The following is a 16804-nucleotide window of genomic DNA, read 5'->3' on the forward strand; positions in this document are numbered from 1 at the left end:
ATAGCATTCCAGTTACGATAGCTGTATAAATACACAGTGCATCGTAAAAGGAGTGCTTATGAACAGTTTTTACTCGCAGCATGCGGGTTGCACCGTGCGCTGGCATGATTTGCCCGGCTCTGGCGATCCCGTAGTCTTTATCCACGGATTGGGCTGCGCCTCTTCCTATGAATATCCTCGCGTCGTCCGAGACCCTCAGTTTGGCGGGCGCAGAGCTATTCTCATCGATTTACCCGGCAGCGGTTACAGCGATAAGCCTGAAAATTACAGCTATAAAACGACTGAACAGGCGCGCGTTGTGGCGGAGTTGATTGACCATCTTCAGCTGGATGCCTTCTGGTTATACGGTCACAGCATGGGCGGCAGCATTGCTATAGAAACGGCGGGGCTGCTGGCACCGCGCGTGAAGGGACTGATGGTGTCGGAGCCCAATTTTCACGCCGGTGGGGGGATGTTTAGCCGCGCTATTGCGGCGCAAACCGAACACCAGTTTGTGGCGCAGGGCTATAATGCCATGCTCCGTAAAGAGACCACCGCCTGGGCCGGGTGCCTGCAAAGCAATGCACCCTATGCCGTCTGGCGCGGCGCATCAAGCCTGGTCGCCGGTGTTGAGCCGGACTGGGAAGCGCAATTTCTGTCGCTGCCTTGCCCGGTGACGTTGATTTTTGGTGAGCTCTCACTGCCGGATGACGATGTGGATAATCTGAAGCTGAAGGGCGTTGAGGTCAAAATCATCCCTGCGGCGGGGCACTCCATGTCGTGGGAAAACCCGTCGGCACTGGCGCAGGCGTTAGCGGAGTGTATGGCGGCGTGATTATCGTTGCGGAATACAGGCCGGGTAAGCGCAGCGCTACCCGGCAAGAAAGGCCGCTACAGAATTAAAGCCCGCAGTGCCCGACGTGCGTCAGGCTGAACATCATGCGGGTGCTGATAATCAATGTTTTCGATTGCCCGGCTATAGAGGGCAACCAGCCAGTCGTAAACGTACGCGGTGGCCGCATGAACAGGCTGCTCCCCCAGACGCGTCAGGCGTGGTGCGGCACTGCTGACGACGGGCGTCACAAAGATTGCCTGACCTTTGCGGATGCGGCTTGCAGGACGCTCTGCGGCAGGAGACTGGTCGTAACCCAGCCAGCCAACGAAATTGCCCATCACCGCATGCAGCTGCGCCGCGCTGCTTTTATCCGCATCGACAATTCGCTGAAGCTGTTGCGGCAGATTAAGCCGGTAGCTGGTTACCACCAGCACATCCGCGATTTGCTGCAGCACCGCGGGTTCCAGACCAAGACGGGCGGCGGTAGCTTCATTGCGGCTCCACTGGCGCAGATGATTTATCCATACTCTGTGCGCCAGGCGCGCTTTGTCTTTTGTCTGGAATCGTCCTGCGCTTTCCTGGGCGTTATCGGCGAACAGATCGATGGTGTCCGTGAACAGCCCGTTCACCTGCTCCTCGCGCGGCTGCTGAACGGCGAGCAGCGTTTCAAAGGCTTTCAGCGGCGGCAGCAGGCCCTCAAGCAGTTCGCCGTGACGGGCGGCGCTGCTTTGCAGCGTGCGCACCATGTTTTCGGCCTGAGCACGTCGCGTACCCGGTTCCTCAACCAGCGGCGCCAGATAGCTTTGCATCAGCGACGCGATCTCCTGCCGCAGCAGGTTTTTCAGCGTGCCGAGACGCTTCTGCCGCTGTGCCGGGAGCGTCGCCTGAGACAACCACTCAATGACGCGCTGCATGCTGTGGCTGTCCAGCGCCTGCAGAGTTCCCCAGCGCAGGCCTGGCTTGCCCAGCAGATGCTGTACGGCTTCATCGAGATTCTGTCGGGTAGTGAAACGAGCGTCATGCGGGGTGATCGCCCACACCAGCCCCGGCAGGGCAGACTCCTCGGCAGGCTGGGTCTCTTTAATCCAGTTAATTAACACTTTTGCTTTTTGGGCCGTCTGCTCGTGCCGCGCTGTCGCGTTGCAGATAACCAGCACATCCGGCTGGAGCTGCTGGCGGTAATGTTCAAGCAGCCACTGGCATTTAGCCTGTACTAAAGGATCGGCACTGCCGTCTTCATAGACCGGAATATCAATGATATCAACGTTATCCAGCGCGCCATTCTCAACCGGCAAGACCAGTTCGCGGGTAAGGAAAGCAAGCACGTCGACCGGGATGCTGATGGCGTTGAGCATTTCACCGTTGTTCAGCGGATGAAGCAGCGTCTCCTGAGTTTCCTGCTGGGTTAAGGTACCGTGCGTCAGGAACCCTTCACCAGGCAGACCAAAGCTGTCCACCAGCAGGCTCAGCGGCGCAGCCAGCTCGCTCGCATGGCTGGTCTGATGCAGCACGTGGGCAAGCTTCAGCCACTGCTGGGTTAACTCCTGTTGCTCGCCCCACAGCAGCGACCAGACGCTGGCGCGGGTGCTGAGATCGAGCGATGGCACCAGCTGGGCAAACTCATGCCACAGGGCGTCATCAATTTGCTGTCTCGCGGCGGGTACCGTGCTTTGCCAGAAACGCGAAATCGCACCCACATCCTGCGCCGTGATGCCGGGCACGCTCTGCGGCTGGCGAAGGCCGCGCCATTTCTCCAGACGCGTCTCAATGACCGCCTTATCCACCGCACGCATCTGCGGGTGCAGCGTCGTGCGGGCAATAAACAGCTGTACCAGCTCGGCCTCGGTGACCAGGCTCAGACGCAGCGGAAACGCCTCATCCGCTACCTCCGGGGTGTCTCGGGTGAAGCGCACGGCCATGTTGGTCAGGGCATGCCCTGGGTTAATATGCGAAAAATAGTCAAAGGTGCGCTGGCCCGGCATCACGTTCAGGCGCCCGTTACCGCTGCCGCACAGCGACAGCAGCAGGTGCGCTTTGGCGCTCTGAGAATGGCCGTAAAGCCCAATGCTGCTCCGGCGGGTCAGGGCGCGTTGAATAGCATGCTCCCGCGCCTGCGCCGCGTTGATGCGAGCAAGCAGGGCATCAGCATCGTTATCCAGCACAGGGGCGTTCAGGCGCGTCTCATTAATCCACCCGATTAAGGCCTGAGTGGTGGTCGTGGTCGCTGTCATTTCAGGTATACGCTCCCGCTGTCGATCCAGTAGTGGCTGCCGCTGTGTCGGCGATCGGCCAGGGTATTCAGTTTGAAGGTTAACGCGTCAGGCGCAACCGGCGTGCCGTCCTGTAGCCAGGCATCGCTGAGCTCGAAGGACTCAGGGCCCTCTAATTTGCTGCCGCCGCAGAGCTTAAGCCGCACATTCAGCACGCCGTCGCCGGCAATCGCTTTTGCCAGTTCAGCCGAGTTGATGCTGAGTGTATAAAGCGGCGTGGCGGGCCAGCGCGCGTTCGCCAGCTGGCGGAAACCGAGGGTAACGTTACCGCGCAGCGGGAAGTGCAGCCGCGCATCTAGCTTCGCGCCCGGCTTATCCAGGTCTATATCCTGATACCAGACGTTCTCCTCGCGCAGGGTATTGACGGTGTTATCCAGCACGCCCAGATAACGCACGGTTGAATACGCGCCAATGTCCGCGGCCTTAAAGTTAAAGCGCGGCAGACGCAGATCGAGCGCCAGGCTGCAGAGCATGGCCCCCACCGCGGCGGTCGATTTCGGATTGCCTATGCGCCCCTGCTGGCTGAAGGGATACCACTCGTGAACCTGATATTTATCCAGCCAGACGATGCGGTTGACCGGCACCGGCTGCAGATGCCGAATCAGCGCCTGAACGCCCGGCAGGCAGCCCGGGCGCCCGGTGATGAGCAGAATATCGCAGCTGTAATGGGAAATCGCTTCACACACCGCGTGGAGCGGCGAGGTCAGCGTAAACTGACCGGCCAGCATTGCATCCTGCATTTCGCGGAAGTTCACGTGCAGCGGCACGGCGAACAGGTCGAACGCCTCTGAGCCCGCCGGCAGGGCATGATCGATTGCCTGCTGAAGATAGTTCATCACGTTGCGGGTTGGTTTCTGCGCAAGGAGCTCGCCAAAGGTGGCATGCAGGCCCGCCAGCGGATCGTCAATATCGCTGGCTTCCCACGCGGAAAGAATGGCGTGGCCAATCGGCATAAAGAGCTGAAGCGCCGTTTGCTGGCGCAGTACCGCCTGGGTATCAATACGCCCGGAGTCGCCGAACAGCGACGCCATCAGCAGTGAGGCGTCCGCAATGCCGGATTTCTGCAGCTGCGTTTGCAGGGCGGGCAGGACATAGCGCTGAATCACGTCCAGCAGGGTATCGTCGCCTGCCACCTTGAACCCTTCGCGGAACAGCAGCTGCGGGGTGATTTTGACGTTATTACCGGAGCCGTCATCAAGCTGGTAGTGGGTTATTGCCATATCCGTGGTGCCACCGCCGATGTCGATAGACGCGACGCGTAATGCGCGCCCCGGCTGCACGCCCGGCTCAGGTTCACGATCCGTGCGGGCGAGGGAGGCGAAAAAGGCTTCCGTCTGGCCGCCAAAACGGGAAATCGCTTCGTTATACAGCCAGACCAGCTGACCGCAGCTGGCTTCATCCCACTCCATCTGGATCTCAGGGACCGGCACCACGCTTTTTTCCTGCTGCTTGCGGGTGGCAAAATCTTCATCCTGCGGGTGCCAGCCCATCGCTTTCCAGACGATGGCAATGGCTTCAAACATGCGGCGACGGAAAATCTCGCGCTCCTGCTTCGGCATGGCCGAGGGCAGGGTCAGGATCAGGGTGCGCAGCTGGCGCGGCGAGGCCGGGAAGCCCAGGCGCAGGCGGGTGGCGACGCTGTTGATCTGGCCCAGCGCCTGCGCCAGCAGCTCGCACAGCATGTGCGTCATCAGCGTGCTGCGGCTGTACTGCGGCGAAAAGACCGGCAGCCGCTCGTCCTGCGGCAGCGTAAACAGCGGCTCACCGTCATCGTTCATCAGGTTCATCAGCGGAAACGCCGTGGCGAGCGGTTCACGCTGGGTTTTGCCGTTCATCTGGCTGAAGCGCCAGTCCTGCACGACAGGCGTTTCATCCCACAGGTAGCGGCGCGGGCTGGAGATGCCGCTGTTACCTTCGGTTCCCAGGCGCTGCATCGCCAGCTTGCGGGCTTCATCGCCCACGCGAACAATCGACGGCCAGACAAACGCATCTTCGCGACCGCTTTCCACCGAGAAGTGCTGTTTGCCAAAACGCGCTTCGGAGAATTCAAGACGGCTGGTAAAGAGAGGCTCGTTCAGGAACTGCGGCTCGCTTAACGAACGAACCTGCAGCTCGGCGGTCTGCCGAAGCCCGTCGTTTGCATCGCCGTGGTCTTCGATAATGACGCCGCAGGTGTGGGTGTTGCCCACGTCGAGGATCAGGTCGACCGGAATGGCAGGCGTGCTGAGCGTATGGGTGACAAATTTCACCTCCGGCACGGTTAGCTGTTCACCGAGCATGGTCAGTACATTGAGCCAGTGGGCCTGATATTCAAAACTGCGCATCGCCTGATGCAGGTCGCGTTCAGAGCGGTTTTCCACGCCGTCGGCATACTGGGTAAATGCCTCACGCAGCCAGCCGTCAATCCAGGTCTGGTCGAGGAAGCTTTCTACCTCACTATCGCGCCACGCCAGCGCAAAGCGGGTTCCATTCAGAATATCGTTTTCAACCGGCGACAGGGCGGAAGTGGCATGCTCCGCGATCTGGCTGTCGAGCGCGAGGGTGACGCGGTGCGAGTTGCCTGCCGTGTCGGGCTTCTCGAGCTTGCGCACCTGAACGCGCGCCCAGTTATCCGGTCCTTCCACAAAGGTTCGCGGTGGATTGAAGCGCAGGAACGGCACGGGAAGCCAGACGCCGTCCAGCACGGCAAGGGACTGATGCAGCGGAATGGTGGTTTCCGGTTTAACCACTTCAGGCTGACCGCCGTTCGTCCCCGGCAGGGTATAGCGCCCATTCACCAGGTCGAAATCGAGTCGCAAAAGGGGGCCGTTCGCGGTTTTACGTACGAAGCGCCCGTTGCTGGCGGTGTCCTGCGGCGTCAGGCCGAAATCCAGGAACTGCACGCCGCTGTTGGCAATAAGCGTGACGCTTTGTTTATAGTCGCAAAGATTTACCAGCATAGGATCAGGCACCTGCTTTCTTGAACGTCAGTGGGACGACGGTGTTGGCATCGTAGCGAGCGCGACATTCTGCGATATCGCTGGCCCCGGCTTTACAGGCGACTTCCGGCATCGGGTAGCGGGAACCGTCGGTGCAGCGGGCATTGCCGCGACTTTTAATCATCAGCTCGCCATTGCTGTGCAGCCCGGAGAAAATCTCCGCGCGGCAGACAATGTTGTCGCCGTGTACGACGCGGGCGAAACCTTTATTGTTCTGGATTTGATAGCGCATTGACGGCGGCTTGCCGGTGACCGGATCTTTCACGTCGAGAACCGCGCGCCAGGTACCGTTCAGGAAGCGCGTCGACCCGGCTTTCACCTGACCGGCTTCCATCACCATGGCATCTTTCGGGATCGGAACAATTACCACCGGTGCGGCTTCAGGTGCAGGAGCGGGTTCTTTTTCTTTACTGGCGACGACCTCAGCCTGATGCAGGGGGAGATTCATAGCCAGCGGCTCTACCGCTTTGATCGGCTGCGGTGCAATAGCCACGGGCTCTGGAGCCGGTGCCGGAGCGGGCTCTGCCGAAGGGGCCTGTTTTGGCCACAGCAGCGGCGCTGCAACGGCTGCCACAATCACGGCGGCAACCGGCAGGGTCCACAGGGGAACGCGACGTTTTTTCGTGACGGCAACAGGCGCAGGTTCCTGAGCGGGTTGCGCAACAACCGGCGCGGGCTCCGGCTCATACAGTTCTTCCGGCGTAATACGCACGGCAGCGACGGGCGCAATCAGCGGCTCGTCTGCTTTTTCAAAGGTGATGGCCGGTTCGGGCGCGGGTTCTGGCTCGGGCTCTTCAATCACAACGGGGGCTGGCTCGGGGATCAACGCTTCACGCAGGCAGTCGAGGACATCGTCGCGCGCATTTTCGTTCAGGTTTACAAAACCCCAGAAGCAAATAATCGGCTTTCCTGCGACCAGGAAAACAAAATTCTCGCCGGGAAACTGAAACGCTTTCGACAGCAGCGAGCCGAAAAGCTGCTGCGCGGTTTTGGGCGACTGGAGGCATTTCTTGCTTAACGACTCTACGCTGGCAAGCGTGTTTTCCAGATAGCGCAGGGCACGATAGCGGTCGTCTTCACTGGCCGCCTTCCAGCTGGTGACGCTTCCCTCAACGGGGGAATACCAGTCCACGCGATCGCCGCTGTCGTTGACCTGAGGAATAGCCAGACAGTCCACTATGGCCTGCTGTTTGCGCAATCGAAGCGCTTCCCGGATTTGTAACGCTGATTCAAAAACGGCCTGTCCGCCGCCGCCAACGGCCTGAAAATCATCCAGATTACCGCTGCGTAAAAGAGTTTTTGCCACGATTTGATCCCATATACTTCTTCACACCGTTACTTTAACGAAACGAGGAAGCAAACAAACGGAGGAAGAGACGCTAAAAGCGCCGATTTCTTGCGGCATAGATCGTAACGGTTGTGCTTGACGAATAACGTCACTTAAGGCAAATCACCTATTTTTGCACTGGCGGCAAAACCGGCAAAAAACGCGGCTTTAGAATAACCTGATAGTGTTTCGTTATTTGCCAGGTGATAAGGGCTGTGCTGTTATTACTGACCTATATAATAAAACTGTCAGGGTTATAACTATGTCTACAGGGAAAACGCTGCTCGCCCTTGCGCTGAGCGCTCTTTTACCAGCCGGTGCCGCATGGGCGGCAAATAACGACACCCTTATTTACTGCTCCGAGGCATCGCCAGAGTCGTTCAACCCGCAAATCGCCAGCTCCGGCCCGTCGTTCGTGGCCAGCTCTCAGGTTCTGTACAACCGCCTGATCAATTTCGACCCGGTGAAAAATACCCCGGTACCGTCACTGGCGGAATCCTGGACGATTTCACCGGACGGCAAGACCTATACCTTTACCCTGCGCAAAGGGGTGAAGTTCAACAGCAACAAATACTTCAAGCCGACGCGCGATTTTAACGCCGATGACGTTATTTTCTCGGTGATGCGTCAGAAAGACCCTAAACACCCGTACCATAATGTGTCCCAGGGCAACTACGAATACTTCAACGATGTCGGGCTCGATAAGCTGATTCAGGACGTTAAAAAGGTCGACGATTATCACGTCCAGTTCACCCTGAGTGAACCCAACGCCGCGTTCCTGGCCGACTGGGGAATGGATTTCGCATCGATCCTCTCCGCCGAATACGCCGATGTGATGCTGAAAAAAGGCACGCCTGAGAACGTAGATACCTGGCCGATCGGTACCGGGCCCTATGTGCTCCAGCAGTACAAGGTGGACTCGCTGATCCGCTACGTCGCTAATCCGAACTACTGGGATGGCGAGGTGCCGACCAAACATCTTATCTTCTCGATCACGCCAAACGTGGAAACCCGCCTGGCGAAATTACAGACCAACGAGTGTCAGATTATTCCTGCGCCGTCTCCGGTTCAGTTTGACGTGATTAAAAAGAACAAAGACCTGACGCTGCACTCTGTCGATGCGCTGAACGTCGGCTATCTGGCGTTTAACACCGAGAAAAAGCCGTTCGATAACGTGCTGGTGCGTCAGGCGCTGAACTACGCGACCGACAAGAAGGCTATCGTTAATGCGGTCTTTATGGGCTCCGGTACGGTGGCAAAATCGCCGATCCCGCCAAATATGCTGGGCTTTAATAAAGATCTGCAGGACTACAGCTACGATCCTGATAAAGCAAAAGCGCTGCTGAAGCAGGCCGGACTGGAGAAGGGCGCAGAAGTCACGCTGTGGTCAATGCCGGTTCAGCGTCCGTATAACCCTAACTCGCGTCGTATCGCGGAGATGATCCAGAGCGACTGGGCGAAAGTCGGCGTGAAGGCCAAAATCGTCTCTTACGAGTGGGGCGAATACCTCTCCGGGATGCGCAAAGGCGAGCACGACTCCGCGCTGTTCGGCTGGATGTCCGATAACGGCGACCCGGACAACTTCGCCGATGTGCTGCTGGGCTGCAACAGCATTAAAACCGGGTCAAACGCCGCGCGCTGGTGCGATAAGGGTTATGATGCCCTGGTGCAAAAAGCGAAGCTGACCAGCGATCCGGCCGAGCGTGCGAAACTGTACGGCCAGGCGCAGGAGATTTTCTACCAGCAGGCACCGTGGATCGCGCTGGCAAACGGCAAAACGTTCTTTGCAACCCGCAGCAACGTGACCGGATACAGCGTGAGCCTGATGGGTAGCGATTTCTCTAAAGCGAAGCTGAACTAAGCATTTATTGCCGGGTGAGGCGTAAGCCGACACCCGGCAAAAAACAAGGAGTGACAATGTCACATTTAAACGAAGTTATCGCCCGCGTGGATGCCGCCATCGAAGAGAGCGTCATCGCCCACATGAACGAACTGCTGATTGCATTGAGCGATGATGCCGATCTCAGCCGTGAAGACCGTTACGCCCAACAGCAGCGTCTGCGTACCGCGATTTCGCACCACGGTAAGCAGCACAAAGAGGAGATGGACGCGCGCCAGGAACAGCTGACCAAGGGCGGCACCATACTTTAATCAAAACTGGCGTCGCGCTACCAGCCAGGCCCCGACGACCAGCATCACCGCGCCGCATACCGGGCCGATCAGCGCGCGCAGGGGAATGCCATGGCTTCTCAGCACGTCAAGGACCAGCCCGCCAATCAACTGGCTTGCGACCAGCACCGCGATGGTCGTTGCCGCGCCCACGTTCTGGTAGCCGCTGATGCTGGCAAACACAAAAAACGACCCCAGGAGCCCCGGGATCAGCGTCCACCAGCGCACCGTTGCGGCCAGCTCGCTGAACCCGGCGAAGCCCTGCTTCAGCAGCAGAATGCTGACAAACAGCACAATGCCGACCAGGGAGTTCAGCAGCATTGCGATAAGAATGGTGGAGGAGGACTGGGTGATACGCACCATTAAGGTGTTTTGCACCACCAGACCGATCCCCGCCGCCACCAGGAACGCCAGCGTCAGCGACTGATTCATGGGATTGCGTCCGGGTCGCTGCGCTCGTCCAGCTGCAGCTGCATAAAGGTTAAGTCCAGCCAGCGGCCAAACTTGGTTCCCACCTGCGGCATCTGCCCCGTGGTCACAAAACCGAGCGTTTCGTGGAGGTGAATCGAGGCCTTATTTTGCGCTTCAATGCCGGCCACCATCACGTGTTTGCCGATGGCGCGGGCCTCGTTGATCAGCGCTTTCATTAACGTGCGGCCAATGCCTTTACCCTGATGCTCCGGATGGACATATACCGAATGCTCAACCGTGTGACGAAAGCCGTCGAAGGCGCGCCAGTCGCCGAAAGAGGCGTACCCGGTAACCACACCATTTTCCTCAGCCACCAGAACCGGGTAACCCGCGAACGTGCGGGCCTCGAACCAGGCGATTCGGTTATCGGTATCAACGGTTTTATCGTTCCAGATCGCGGCAGTATGCAGCACCGCATGGTTATAGATCTCTCCTATCGCAGCGCAGTCTTCTTTACAGGCGTGACGAACGATCATGATTAAACCTCTGTATGTTGTTTACTATAGTATTACGCTATAGATATGATATTACACAACTGTATCGTCAGAGCGCTACGTGAGAATGATTATGAGCCCCATTGAAACGGCGTTCATACGCTTTAGTATGACGTTATGAACACAATAACAGACACAATGAATCAGCGTATTAGCGCCAGAATTCGCCTCGAACGTGAATCACGCGGCTGGTCTCTTAGCGAGCTGGCCGAGCGGGCAGGCGTATCTCGCGCCATGATCCACAAGATAGAGCGCGGCGACAGCAGCCCGACGGCAACCTTGCTTGCCCGCCTGTCAGGCGCGTTTGGGATCAGCATGTCGACCCTGATTGCCAGAGCCGAGATGCAGGAGGGAAAACTCCTGCGCCTGTCGAACCAGCCCGTCTGGCGCGATCCGCAAACCCACTACCTTCGTCGCCACGTTTCTCCCCGTACCGATCTGCCTATCGACCTCGTTCAGATTGAGCTGCCCGCGGGGAGCGACGTCCCGATGCCGGCGTCCTCCTACGCGCTCGCGCGTCAGCTGATCTGGCTGCAGTCCGGCGAGCTGGTATTTCAGGAGGGCGATACTCGCCACGAGATGAAGGCCGGAGACTGTCTGGAGCTGGGGCCGCCAAACGACTGCCGTTTTATCAACGAAACGAACGAAACCTGCATCTATCTTGTGGTCCGGCTTAACCAGTCTGCCTCGTAATGTTAAGGCGATAATGCCGATCGTGAGCCAGGCTGTAATGACATTTGTACCAGAAGGAGAATCCGATGAATCAATCTGTTTCGCAAAACCGCCGCTGGGTGCTGGCCTCTCGCCCACAGGGCGCGCCGGTGGCGGAGAATTTTCGTCTGGAAGAGCAGCCCGTTCCTGCCCCTCAGGCGGGGCAGCTGCTGCTTCGCACCGTCTGGCTGTCGCTGGACCCTTACATGCGGGGCCGCATGAGCGATGCGCCATCCTATTCTCCGCCGGTTGAGATTGGTGCGGTGATGGTAGGGGGAACGGTTAGCCGCGTTGAGCAGTCAAACCACCCCGACTTTAAAGCGGGTGAATGGGTGCTGAGCTACAGCGGCTGGCAGGAGTACGCGCTTTCGGACGGCAGCGGCCTGGTCAAGCTGGGCGATAATCCCACACATCCCTCCTGGGCGCTGGGCATTCTTGGGATGCCGGGCTTTACCGCCTACATGGGGTTGCTGGATATCGGACAACCGAAAGCGGGTGAAACGCTGGTGGTCGCCGCCGCGACGGGTCCGGTTGGGGCGACCGTCGGGCAGATCGGTAAAATTAAAGGCTGCCGCGTGGTCGGGGTAGCCGGTGGGGCAGAAAAATGCCGCCACGCCGTTGAGGTTCTTGGATTTGACGTGTGTCTCGATCACCACGCGGCGGATTTCGCTGAGCAGCTGAAACGCGCCTGTCCGAAAGGCATTGATGTCTACTATGAAAACGTCGGAGGGAAAGTGTTTGACGCCGTGCTGCCGCTGCTGAATACCTCCGCGCGCGTGCCGGTGTGTGGCCTGGTGAGCGGCTACAATGCAACGGGGCTGCCTGACGGACCGGACCGTTTGCCGCTTCTGATGGGGACGATTCTGAAGAAACGCATCCGGATGCAGGGCTTTATCATTGCCCAGGACTACGGCCACCGCATTCATGAGTTTCAGGAAGAGATGGGGCGCTGGGTGCAGGAGGGCAAAATTCACTATCGTGAACAGGTGACGGACGGGCTGGAAAACGCGCCTGAAGCGCTGATTGGCCTGCTGGAAGGAAAAAACTTCGGTAAAGTCGTGATTCGCGTCGCGGGTGACAATAAATAAAAGGCACTATGGCGGGGTTTCCCGCCATATTTATTTGTGAAGATACGATATATTGTCTTTAATTAACGGACATGGCTTTTCGCGCCATCATCCCGGATGAGCCCGAAACCGATAAAAAAAACACATTTTGCATTTTTTGCTGTTTTACGTACTTCCCACCACCAGGCATGACGATACAGGATATATCGGACCAGCGTCGTTTTATTAAAACTGGCGTTTAAAAATAGCATTAAGTTTTAGCTACAGGAATTGAACATGCTTGATTTGGATCACTTAGAAAAAGCCCAAAGGATCAGTCTTACCATGCAAGTTGAACTCAGTTTGAAAGGAGCGTTAATTACAGGCTCCCTTAAACCGGGTGCACGACTGATTACGAAAGAGATCGCCGATAAATTAGGAACCAGCATTACCCCAGTGCGCGAGGCGCTACTGCGTCTGGTATCAGCAGGGGCATTACATGCCACGCCGGCACAGGCATTTCTGGTGCCGGAGGTGACGCTGGACCGTTATAACGAAATCAACGCTATTCGCAAGCAGCTTGAACCCATGGCGGTTGCCGCAGCCTGTCAGAATATGTCTGACCAAAAGATCGAGACGTTGCGCAAATTGTCGGAAGCGTTTCATGAGGCCATGCGCAACGGGAACGTTCAGCAGGCATTGCAGGCAAATCGCATCTTCCGCTTTACGCTTTATCAGTATGCGGAAATGCCCACGCTGAATGCATTAATTGAACAGCTTTGGGTGCGTATCGGGCCTTGCATTAACTATCTGCACCGGGAGCTTAATGACATTAAGGAAGCGACGTATCACTATGACGAACTGCTTTCAGCCCTGGAACGCCGGGATGTCGACGCCAGCCAGAAGGCGATTGAAAAATCGATTGATGAAGCGAATACGCTTTTACAGCGACAATATTTTAACTGAGAGATAATTTAACAGAGCGACTATATACCGCGTCTATTTATTTATCTGGTGAATAACTCCTGATGGCATTTTGCCATCAGGATCGTTATTTTCAGTATAAAATAAACTTTACTTATTTGTTACTCGAACCGATAAGACACCGACAGACCCACACCGTAGTTACGGCCAGGCGCTGGCTCGTAATAACGCCCGTTGGATTCGTTGACAATAACCGAGCCAACGTACTCTTTGTCGAACAGGTTATCTACGCGGCCAAAGACGTCCATGCCCCAGTTGCCGTAGTTGAATTTATACCCGGTATTCAGCCCGACCACCGTGTACGACGGCGCTTTCGCGGTGTTTTCATCGTCGGCCATGATATCGCTCATGTAGCGCACGTCCGTGCCCGCGTACCAGCCTTCCTCCGGCTGCCAGCCAAACGAGGCGAAGCCCATATTGCGCGCAATACCCGGCATACGGTTACCGTTACAGTCTGCGTCGCTGCAGACGTTAGTCCGGTAGGTGGCATCCAGGTAGGTCCACGCCATTTTCAGCTTCCAGTTTTCAGCGAACTGCTGATCGAGAGACACTTCGACTCCCTGACGGCGGGTCTTTCCGGCATTTTTATAGCTTGTGCGGCCACCAGAGCTGGCATCCACCACGATCTCGTCATCCGTATCGGTGCGGAACAGCGCTGCCGTCAGCAGGCCATTGCCAATGCGGGTTTTGCTGCCCACCTCATACGTGTTGTTCGTGGAAGGCTGCAGGCCGATATTCAGGCCGCCCTGGTTATCGGCGCGATACGAAAGCTCGTTGATGGTTGGCGTTTCGAACCCACGCCCTGCGGCAGCGTAGAGGTTCCACGCGTCCGTCACCGCATACTTCACGGAGCCCGCCGGGAGCCACTTGTGATAGCTCGCGTCACCGCTGTCGTCGCCGTTGCCCGGCGTAACGTAATGGTCGTTAGAATCAAACCAGACCGAGCTATAACGCACGCCCGCATCCACGGACAGTTTCTGCGTCAGCTGCCAGCTGGTCTGCAGGTAAGGGTCGACGTTCCACATCAGGTTACGTTCGTTCCGGCGTTTATCACCCTTCACGCCGTAATCCGGCACGCCGTTGTTCATCACGAAGTTCTCGTACCCGCGACGATCTTCACTCATGTTTTCATAGTTCAGACCGGTGGTGAAGGTGACCGGCACCAGCAGCTCGCCGCGGTGCGTCCAGCGGGTATCAACCCCCTGATAATGACGCTGCATATCGATCACGCCGCCGGAGTGAGAAGGCCTCAGCTGCGGCTGGTAGGGAATCGACTGGTACTGGGTCATTTCACGCTCGCCGGCGTACATCATCACGCTGAGATCGTCCTGAGCGCTAAGCTGGCGGTCGTAGCGCAGCCCCGCCTGAGTCTGCTTGATGGTCTTGCGCGTGTTGTACTGATCGCCGCGCGGGGACTGACGCGGGTTATCCTGCCACTCCTGATAGCTCAGCCCGCCCGGATCGTTTGCTTTCATGTCCACGCTGTTAAAAATCAGCGTCAGCTTGCTGGCATCGTCAATGCGTACGCCCAGTTTGGCATTAGCGAGATTCTTCCGCGCGCCGCTGTGGTCGCGGTAGCCTTTAGTGGTGAAGCGGGTGGTGGATACGGTGTAATCCACGTCCCCGGCATGGGTGCCATCGCCCATTGCGCCGGTGGCTTTCATGCCGTAGCGCCATGTCCCGTAACTGCCGTAATAGCTGCTGGCTTCAATGGTCGGCGGCTGCTGACCGGTCTGGGTGTTGATGTTGATTACGCCGCCAGAGGCGTTGCCATACAGGGCGGAGAAGGGACCGCGCAGCACCTCAACGCTGTCAATGCTGGAGAGATCGATGTTGGAGGTCTGGCCCTGTCCGTCCGGCATGGTGGCTGGAATACCGTCGACGTACATGCGAATGCCGCGCACGCCAAACGTTGAGCGGGCACCAAACCCGCGCATCGAAAGCTGGAGATCCTGAGCATAGTTCTGACGGTTCTGAATCTGTAGTCCCGGAACGCTGCCAAGCGATTCGGAGAGATTAATGCGCGGCGCAGCGTGGCGCATATCCTCGCCATTCACGACGCTGACCGCCGCCGGAGTATCAAGCTCTGATACGGTTTGGGGCGTGGCGCTGACGATCATGGTCTGTTCCTCTGCGCTCATCGCGCTTAGAGGCGCAAAAACAACGGGAACCAGCAGCAGCGGGAGAGATGCCTTACGGGCAGATATGATTTTCATGAGTAAAACCGGTTGTGATGTATAAACGAACCAAATGGAACATGTCCATACATGTTAAAGGTTTTGTAAATGTTTTGAAAACTATAACCGCACATTGCGTTAATGAAAGGCAATAGGGAAAAGAAAAACTCCACTTTTAACTTATTAATGATTACTATTCTCATTATCAAAACGGCAATGCCATGACGTTGCCAGCCGGAAGCGATGTCAGCAGTACCCCCAATTTTCAAAAAAGGAATTGTTATGTCTTTACGCCATCTGTGCTCGCCACGCCTGAGTACGTCTCTGCTGTCTGCCGCTTTACTGTTTGCCGGAACCTTCCAGGCGCATGCCGCCGAAGAGATGCTGCGTAAAGCGGTGGGTAAAGGTGCCTATGAAATGGCGGTCAGCCAGCAGGAGAACGCCCTGTGGGTTGCGACGTCGCAAAGCCGTAAACTCGACAAGGGTGGCGTTATCTATCGCCTCGATCCTGCTACGCTGGAGGTGACGCAGGCCATTCATAGCGATCTCAAACCGTTTGGTGCCACCCTCGACGGCGCGACGCAAACCCTGTGGCTGGGTAATACGATCAACGGCGCGGTGACGGCCATTGATGCGAAAACGGGCGACGTGAAAGGGCGACTGGTGCTTGATAGCCGCCAGCGCAGTGAAACCGTCAAGCCGCTGCAGCCGCGCCAGCTGGTGGCGGATGACGCGAGCAACACGATTTACATCACCGGTGTCGGCAAAGAGAGCGTGATTTGGGTCGTGGATGGCGCAACGCTGAAGCTGAAAGAGACCATTGCCAACACCGGCACATACAGTACCGGTCTGGCGCTGGATGCAAAGGCGAAACGCCTGTACACCACCAATGCTGACGGTGAGCTGGTCACCATTGATACCGCCACCAACAAAATCCTGAGCCGCAAAAAAGTGCAGGACGACGGAAAAGAGCACTTCTATCTGAACCTGAGCCTGGACTCCGCCGGTCAGCGCGCGTTCCTGACCGATTCAAAACAGCCGGAAGTGCTGGCGGTGAGCCTGAAAGACGGCAGCGTGATCGAGAAAATCGCCGCGCCTGAATCCCTGGCCGTTCTGTTTAACCCGGTTCGCAATGAAGCCTACGTGACGCACCGTGAGGCCGGCAAGGTGAGCGTGATTGACGCGAAGACCTACAAAGTGACGAAAACGTTCGATACGCCGGTCTACCCGAACAGCCTGGCGCTCTCTGCGGATGGCAAAACGCTTTACGTGACGGTGAAGCAGAAATCTACCCGCCAGCAGGAAGCGACCCAGCCTGACGATGTGATTCGTATCGCGCTGTAATATAAAAAAAGGGAAGGCA

Annotated in this window: 13 protein-coding genes; 7 read left to right on the forward strand and 6 right to left on the reverse strand. The window is 57.4% G+C overall.

Annotation, left to right across the window (positions count from 1 at the left end; genetic code table 11):
* The first annotated feature begins 58 nt into the window (after positions 1-58).
* On the forward strand, positions 59-814 hold the full coding sequence (locus tag ACMWL8_RS02100; RefSeq protein ID WP_045260628.1) for an alpha/beta fold hydrolase: 756 nt from the start codon (positions 59-61) through the stop codon (positions 812-814).
* 56 nt (positions 815-870) lie between these two features.
* On the opposite strand, the gene ACMWL8_RS02105 is transcribed toward ACMWL8_RS02100, so the two are convergent.
* From ACMWL8_RS02105 to ACMWL8_RS02115, 3 genes are read right to left on the reverse strand one after another with little or no spacing between them, the layout of a single operon-like run.
* Entirely contained in the window at positions 871-3045 is a 2175-nt protein-coding gene (locus tag ACMWL8_RS02105; RefSeq protein ID WP_045260627.1) for a virulence factor SrfC family protein, read from the reverse strand.
* A complete protein-coding gene (locus tag ACMWL8_RS02110; RefSeq protein WP_045260626.1) occupies positions 3042-6023 on the reverse strand; it encodes a virulence factor SrfB in 2982 nt (993 codons plus the stop codon). Before ACMWL8_RS02110 ends, ACMWL8_RS02105 begins: the two co-directional genes overlap by 4 nt.
* Before the next feature lie 4 nt (positions 6024-6027).
* A complete protein-coding gene (locus tag ACMWL8_RS02115; protein WP_045260625.1) occupies positions 6028-7368 on the reverse strand; it encodes an SrfA family protein in 1341 nt (446 codons plus the stop codon).
* A 283-nt stretch (positions 7369-7651) separates the two neighbouring features.
* Here ACMWL8_RS02115 and ACMWL8_RS02120 point away from each other — a divergent pair, with 283 nt between their 5' ends.
* Positions 7652-9250, forward strand: coding sequence for an ABC transporter substrate-binding protein (locus ACMWL8_RS02120; RefSeq protein WP_028013296.1), 1599 nt, complete (start codon positions 7652-7654; stop codon positions 9248-9250).
* 56 nt (positions 9251-9306) lie between these two features.
* Positions 9307-9540, forward strand: a complete 234-nt coding sequence (locus tag ACMWL8_RS02125) for a YdcY family protein (RefSeq protein ID WP_041909781.1) — start codon at positions 9307-9309, stop codon at positions 9538-9540.
* Here the strand turns inward: ACMWL8_RS02125 and ACMWL8_RS02130 are convergent, their stop codons facing one another.
* Entirely contained in the window at positions 9541-9990 is a 450-nt protein-coding gene (locus tag ACMWL8_RS02130; protein ID WP_028013294.1) for a DMT family transporter, read from the reverse strand.
* Positions 9987-10505, reverse strand: coding sequence for an N-acetyltransferase family protein (locus ACMWL8_RS02135; RefSeq protein ID WP_414751540.1), 519 nt, complete (start codon positions 10503-10505; stop codon positions 9987-9989). Before ACMWL8_RS02135 ends, ACMWL8_RS02130 begins: the two co-directional genes overlap by 4 nt.
* A gap of 135 nt (positions 10506-10640) precedes the next feature.
* Between ACMWL8_RS02135 and ACMWL8_RS02140 the strand changes: the two genes are divergently transcribed.
* The 3 genes from ACMWL8_RS02140 (at position 10641) to ACMWL8_RS02150 (ending at position 13246) form a co-directional block, all read left to right on the forward strand.
* The gene (locus ACMWL8_RS02140; protein WP_045260623.1) at positions 10641-11216 is read left to right on the forward strand and encodes a helix-turn-helix domain-containing protein; all 576 of its coding nucleotides are present in this window, start codon (positions 10641-10643) and stop codon (positions 11214-11216) included.
* 65 nt (positions 11217-11281) lie between these two features.
* On the forward strand, positions 11282-12322 hold the full coding sequence (locus ACMWL8_RS02145; protein ID WP_028013291.1) for an NADP-dependent oxidoreductase: 1041 nt from the start codon (positions 11282-11284) through the stop codon (positions 12320-12322).
* A 255-nt stretch (positions 12323-12577) separates the two neighbouring features.
* Positions 12578-13246, forward strand: a complete 669-nt coding sequence (locus ACMWL8_RS02150) for a GntR family transcriptional regulator (protein ID WP_045260622.1) — start codon at positions 12578-12580, stop codon at positions 13244-13246.
* Between the two features lie 119 nt (positions 13247-13365).
* Here the strand turns inward: ACMWL8_RS02150 and pqqU are convergent, their stop codons facing one another.
* Positions 13366-15480 carry a TonB-dependent receptor PqqU gene (gene pqqU, locus ACMWL8_RS02155; protein ID WP_241276880.1) on the reverse strand — a complete coding sequence of 705 codons (2115 nt, stop codon included), beginning with the start codon at positions 15478-15480 and terminating at the stop codon, positions 13366-13368.
* 243 nt (positions 15481-15723) lie between these two features.
* Here pqqU and ACMWL8_RS02160 point away from each other — a divergent pair, with 243 nt between their 5' ends.
* Positions 15724-16785, forward strand: coding sequence for a YncE family protein (locus ACMWL8_RS02160; protein ID WP_045260621.1), 1062 nt, complete (start codon positions 15724-15726; stop codon positions 16783-16785).
* Positions 16786-16804: the final 19 nt, after the last annotated feature.

It is taken from the genome of Enterobacter sp. 04-C-12-SI-ECC, assembly GCF_047530715.1.
Lineage (GTDB): Bacteria > Pseudomonadota > Gammaproteobacteria > Enterobacterales > Enterobacteriaceae > Enterobacter > Enterobacter bugandensis.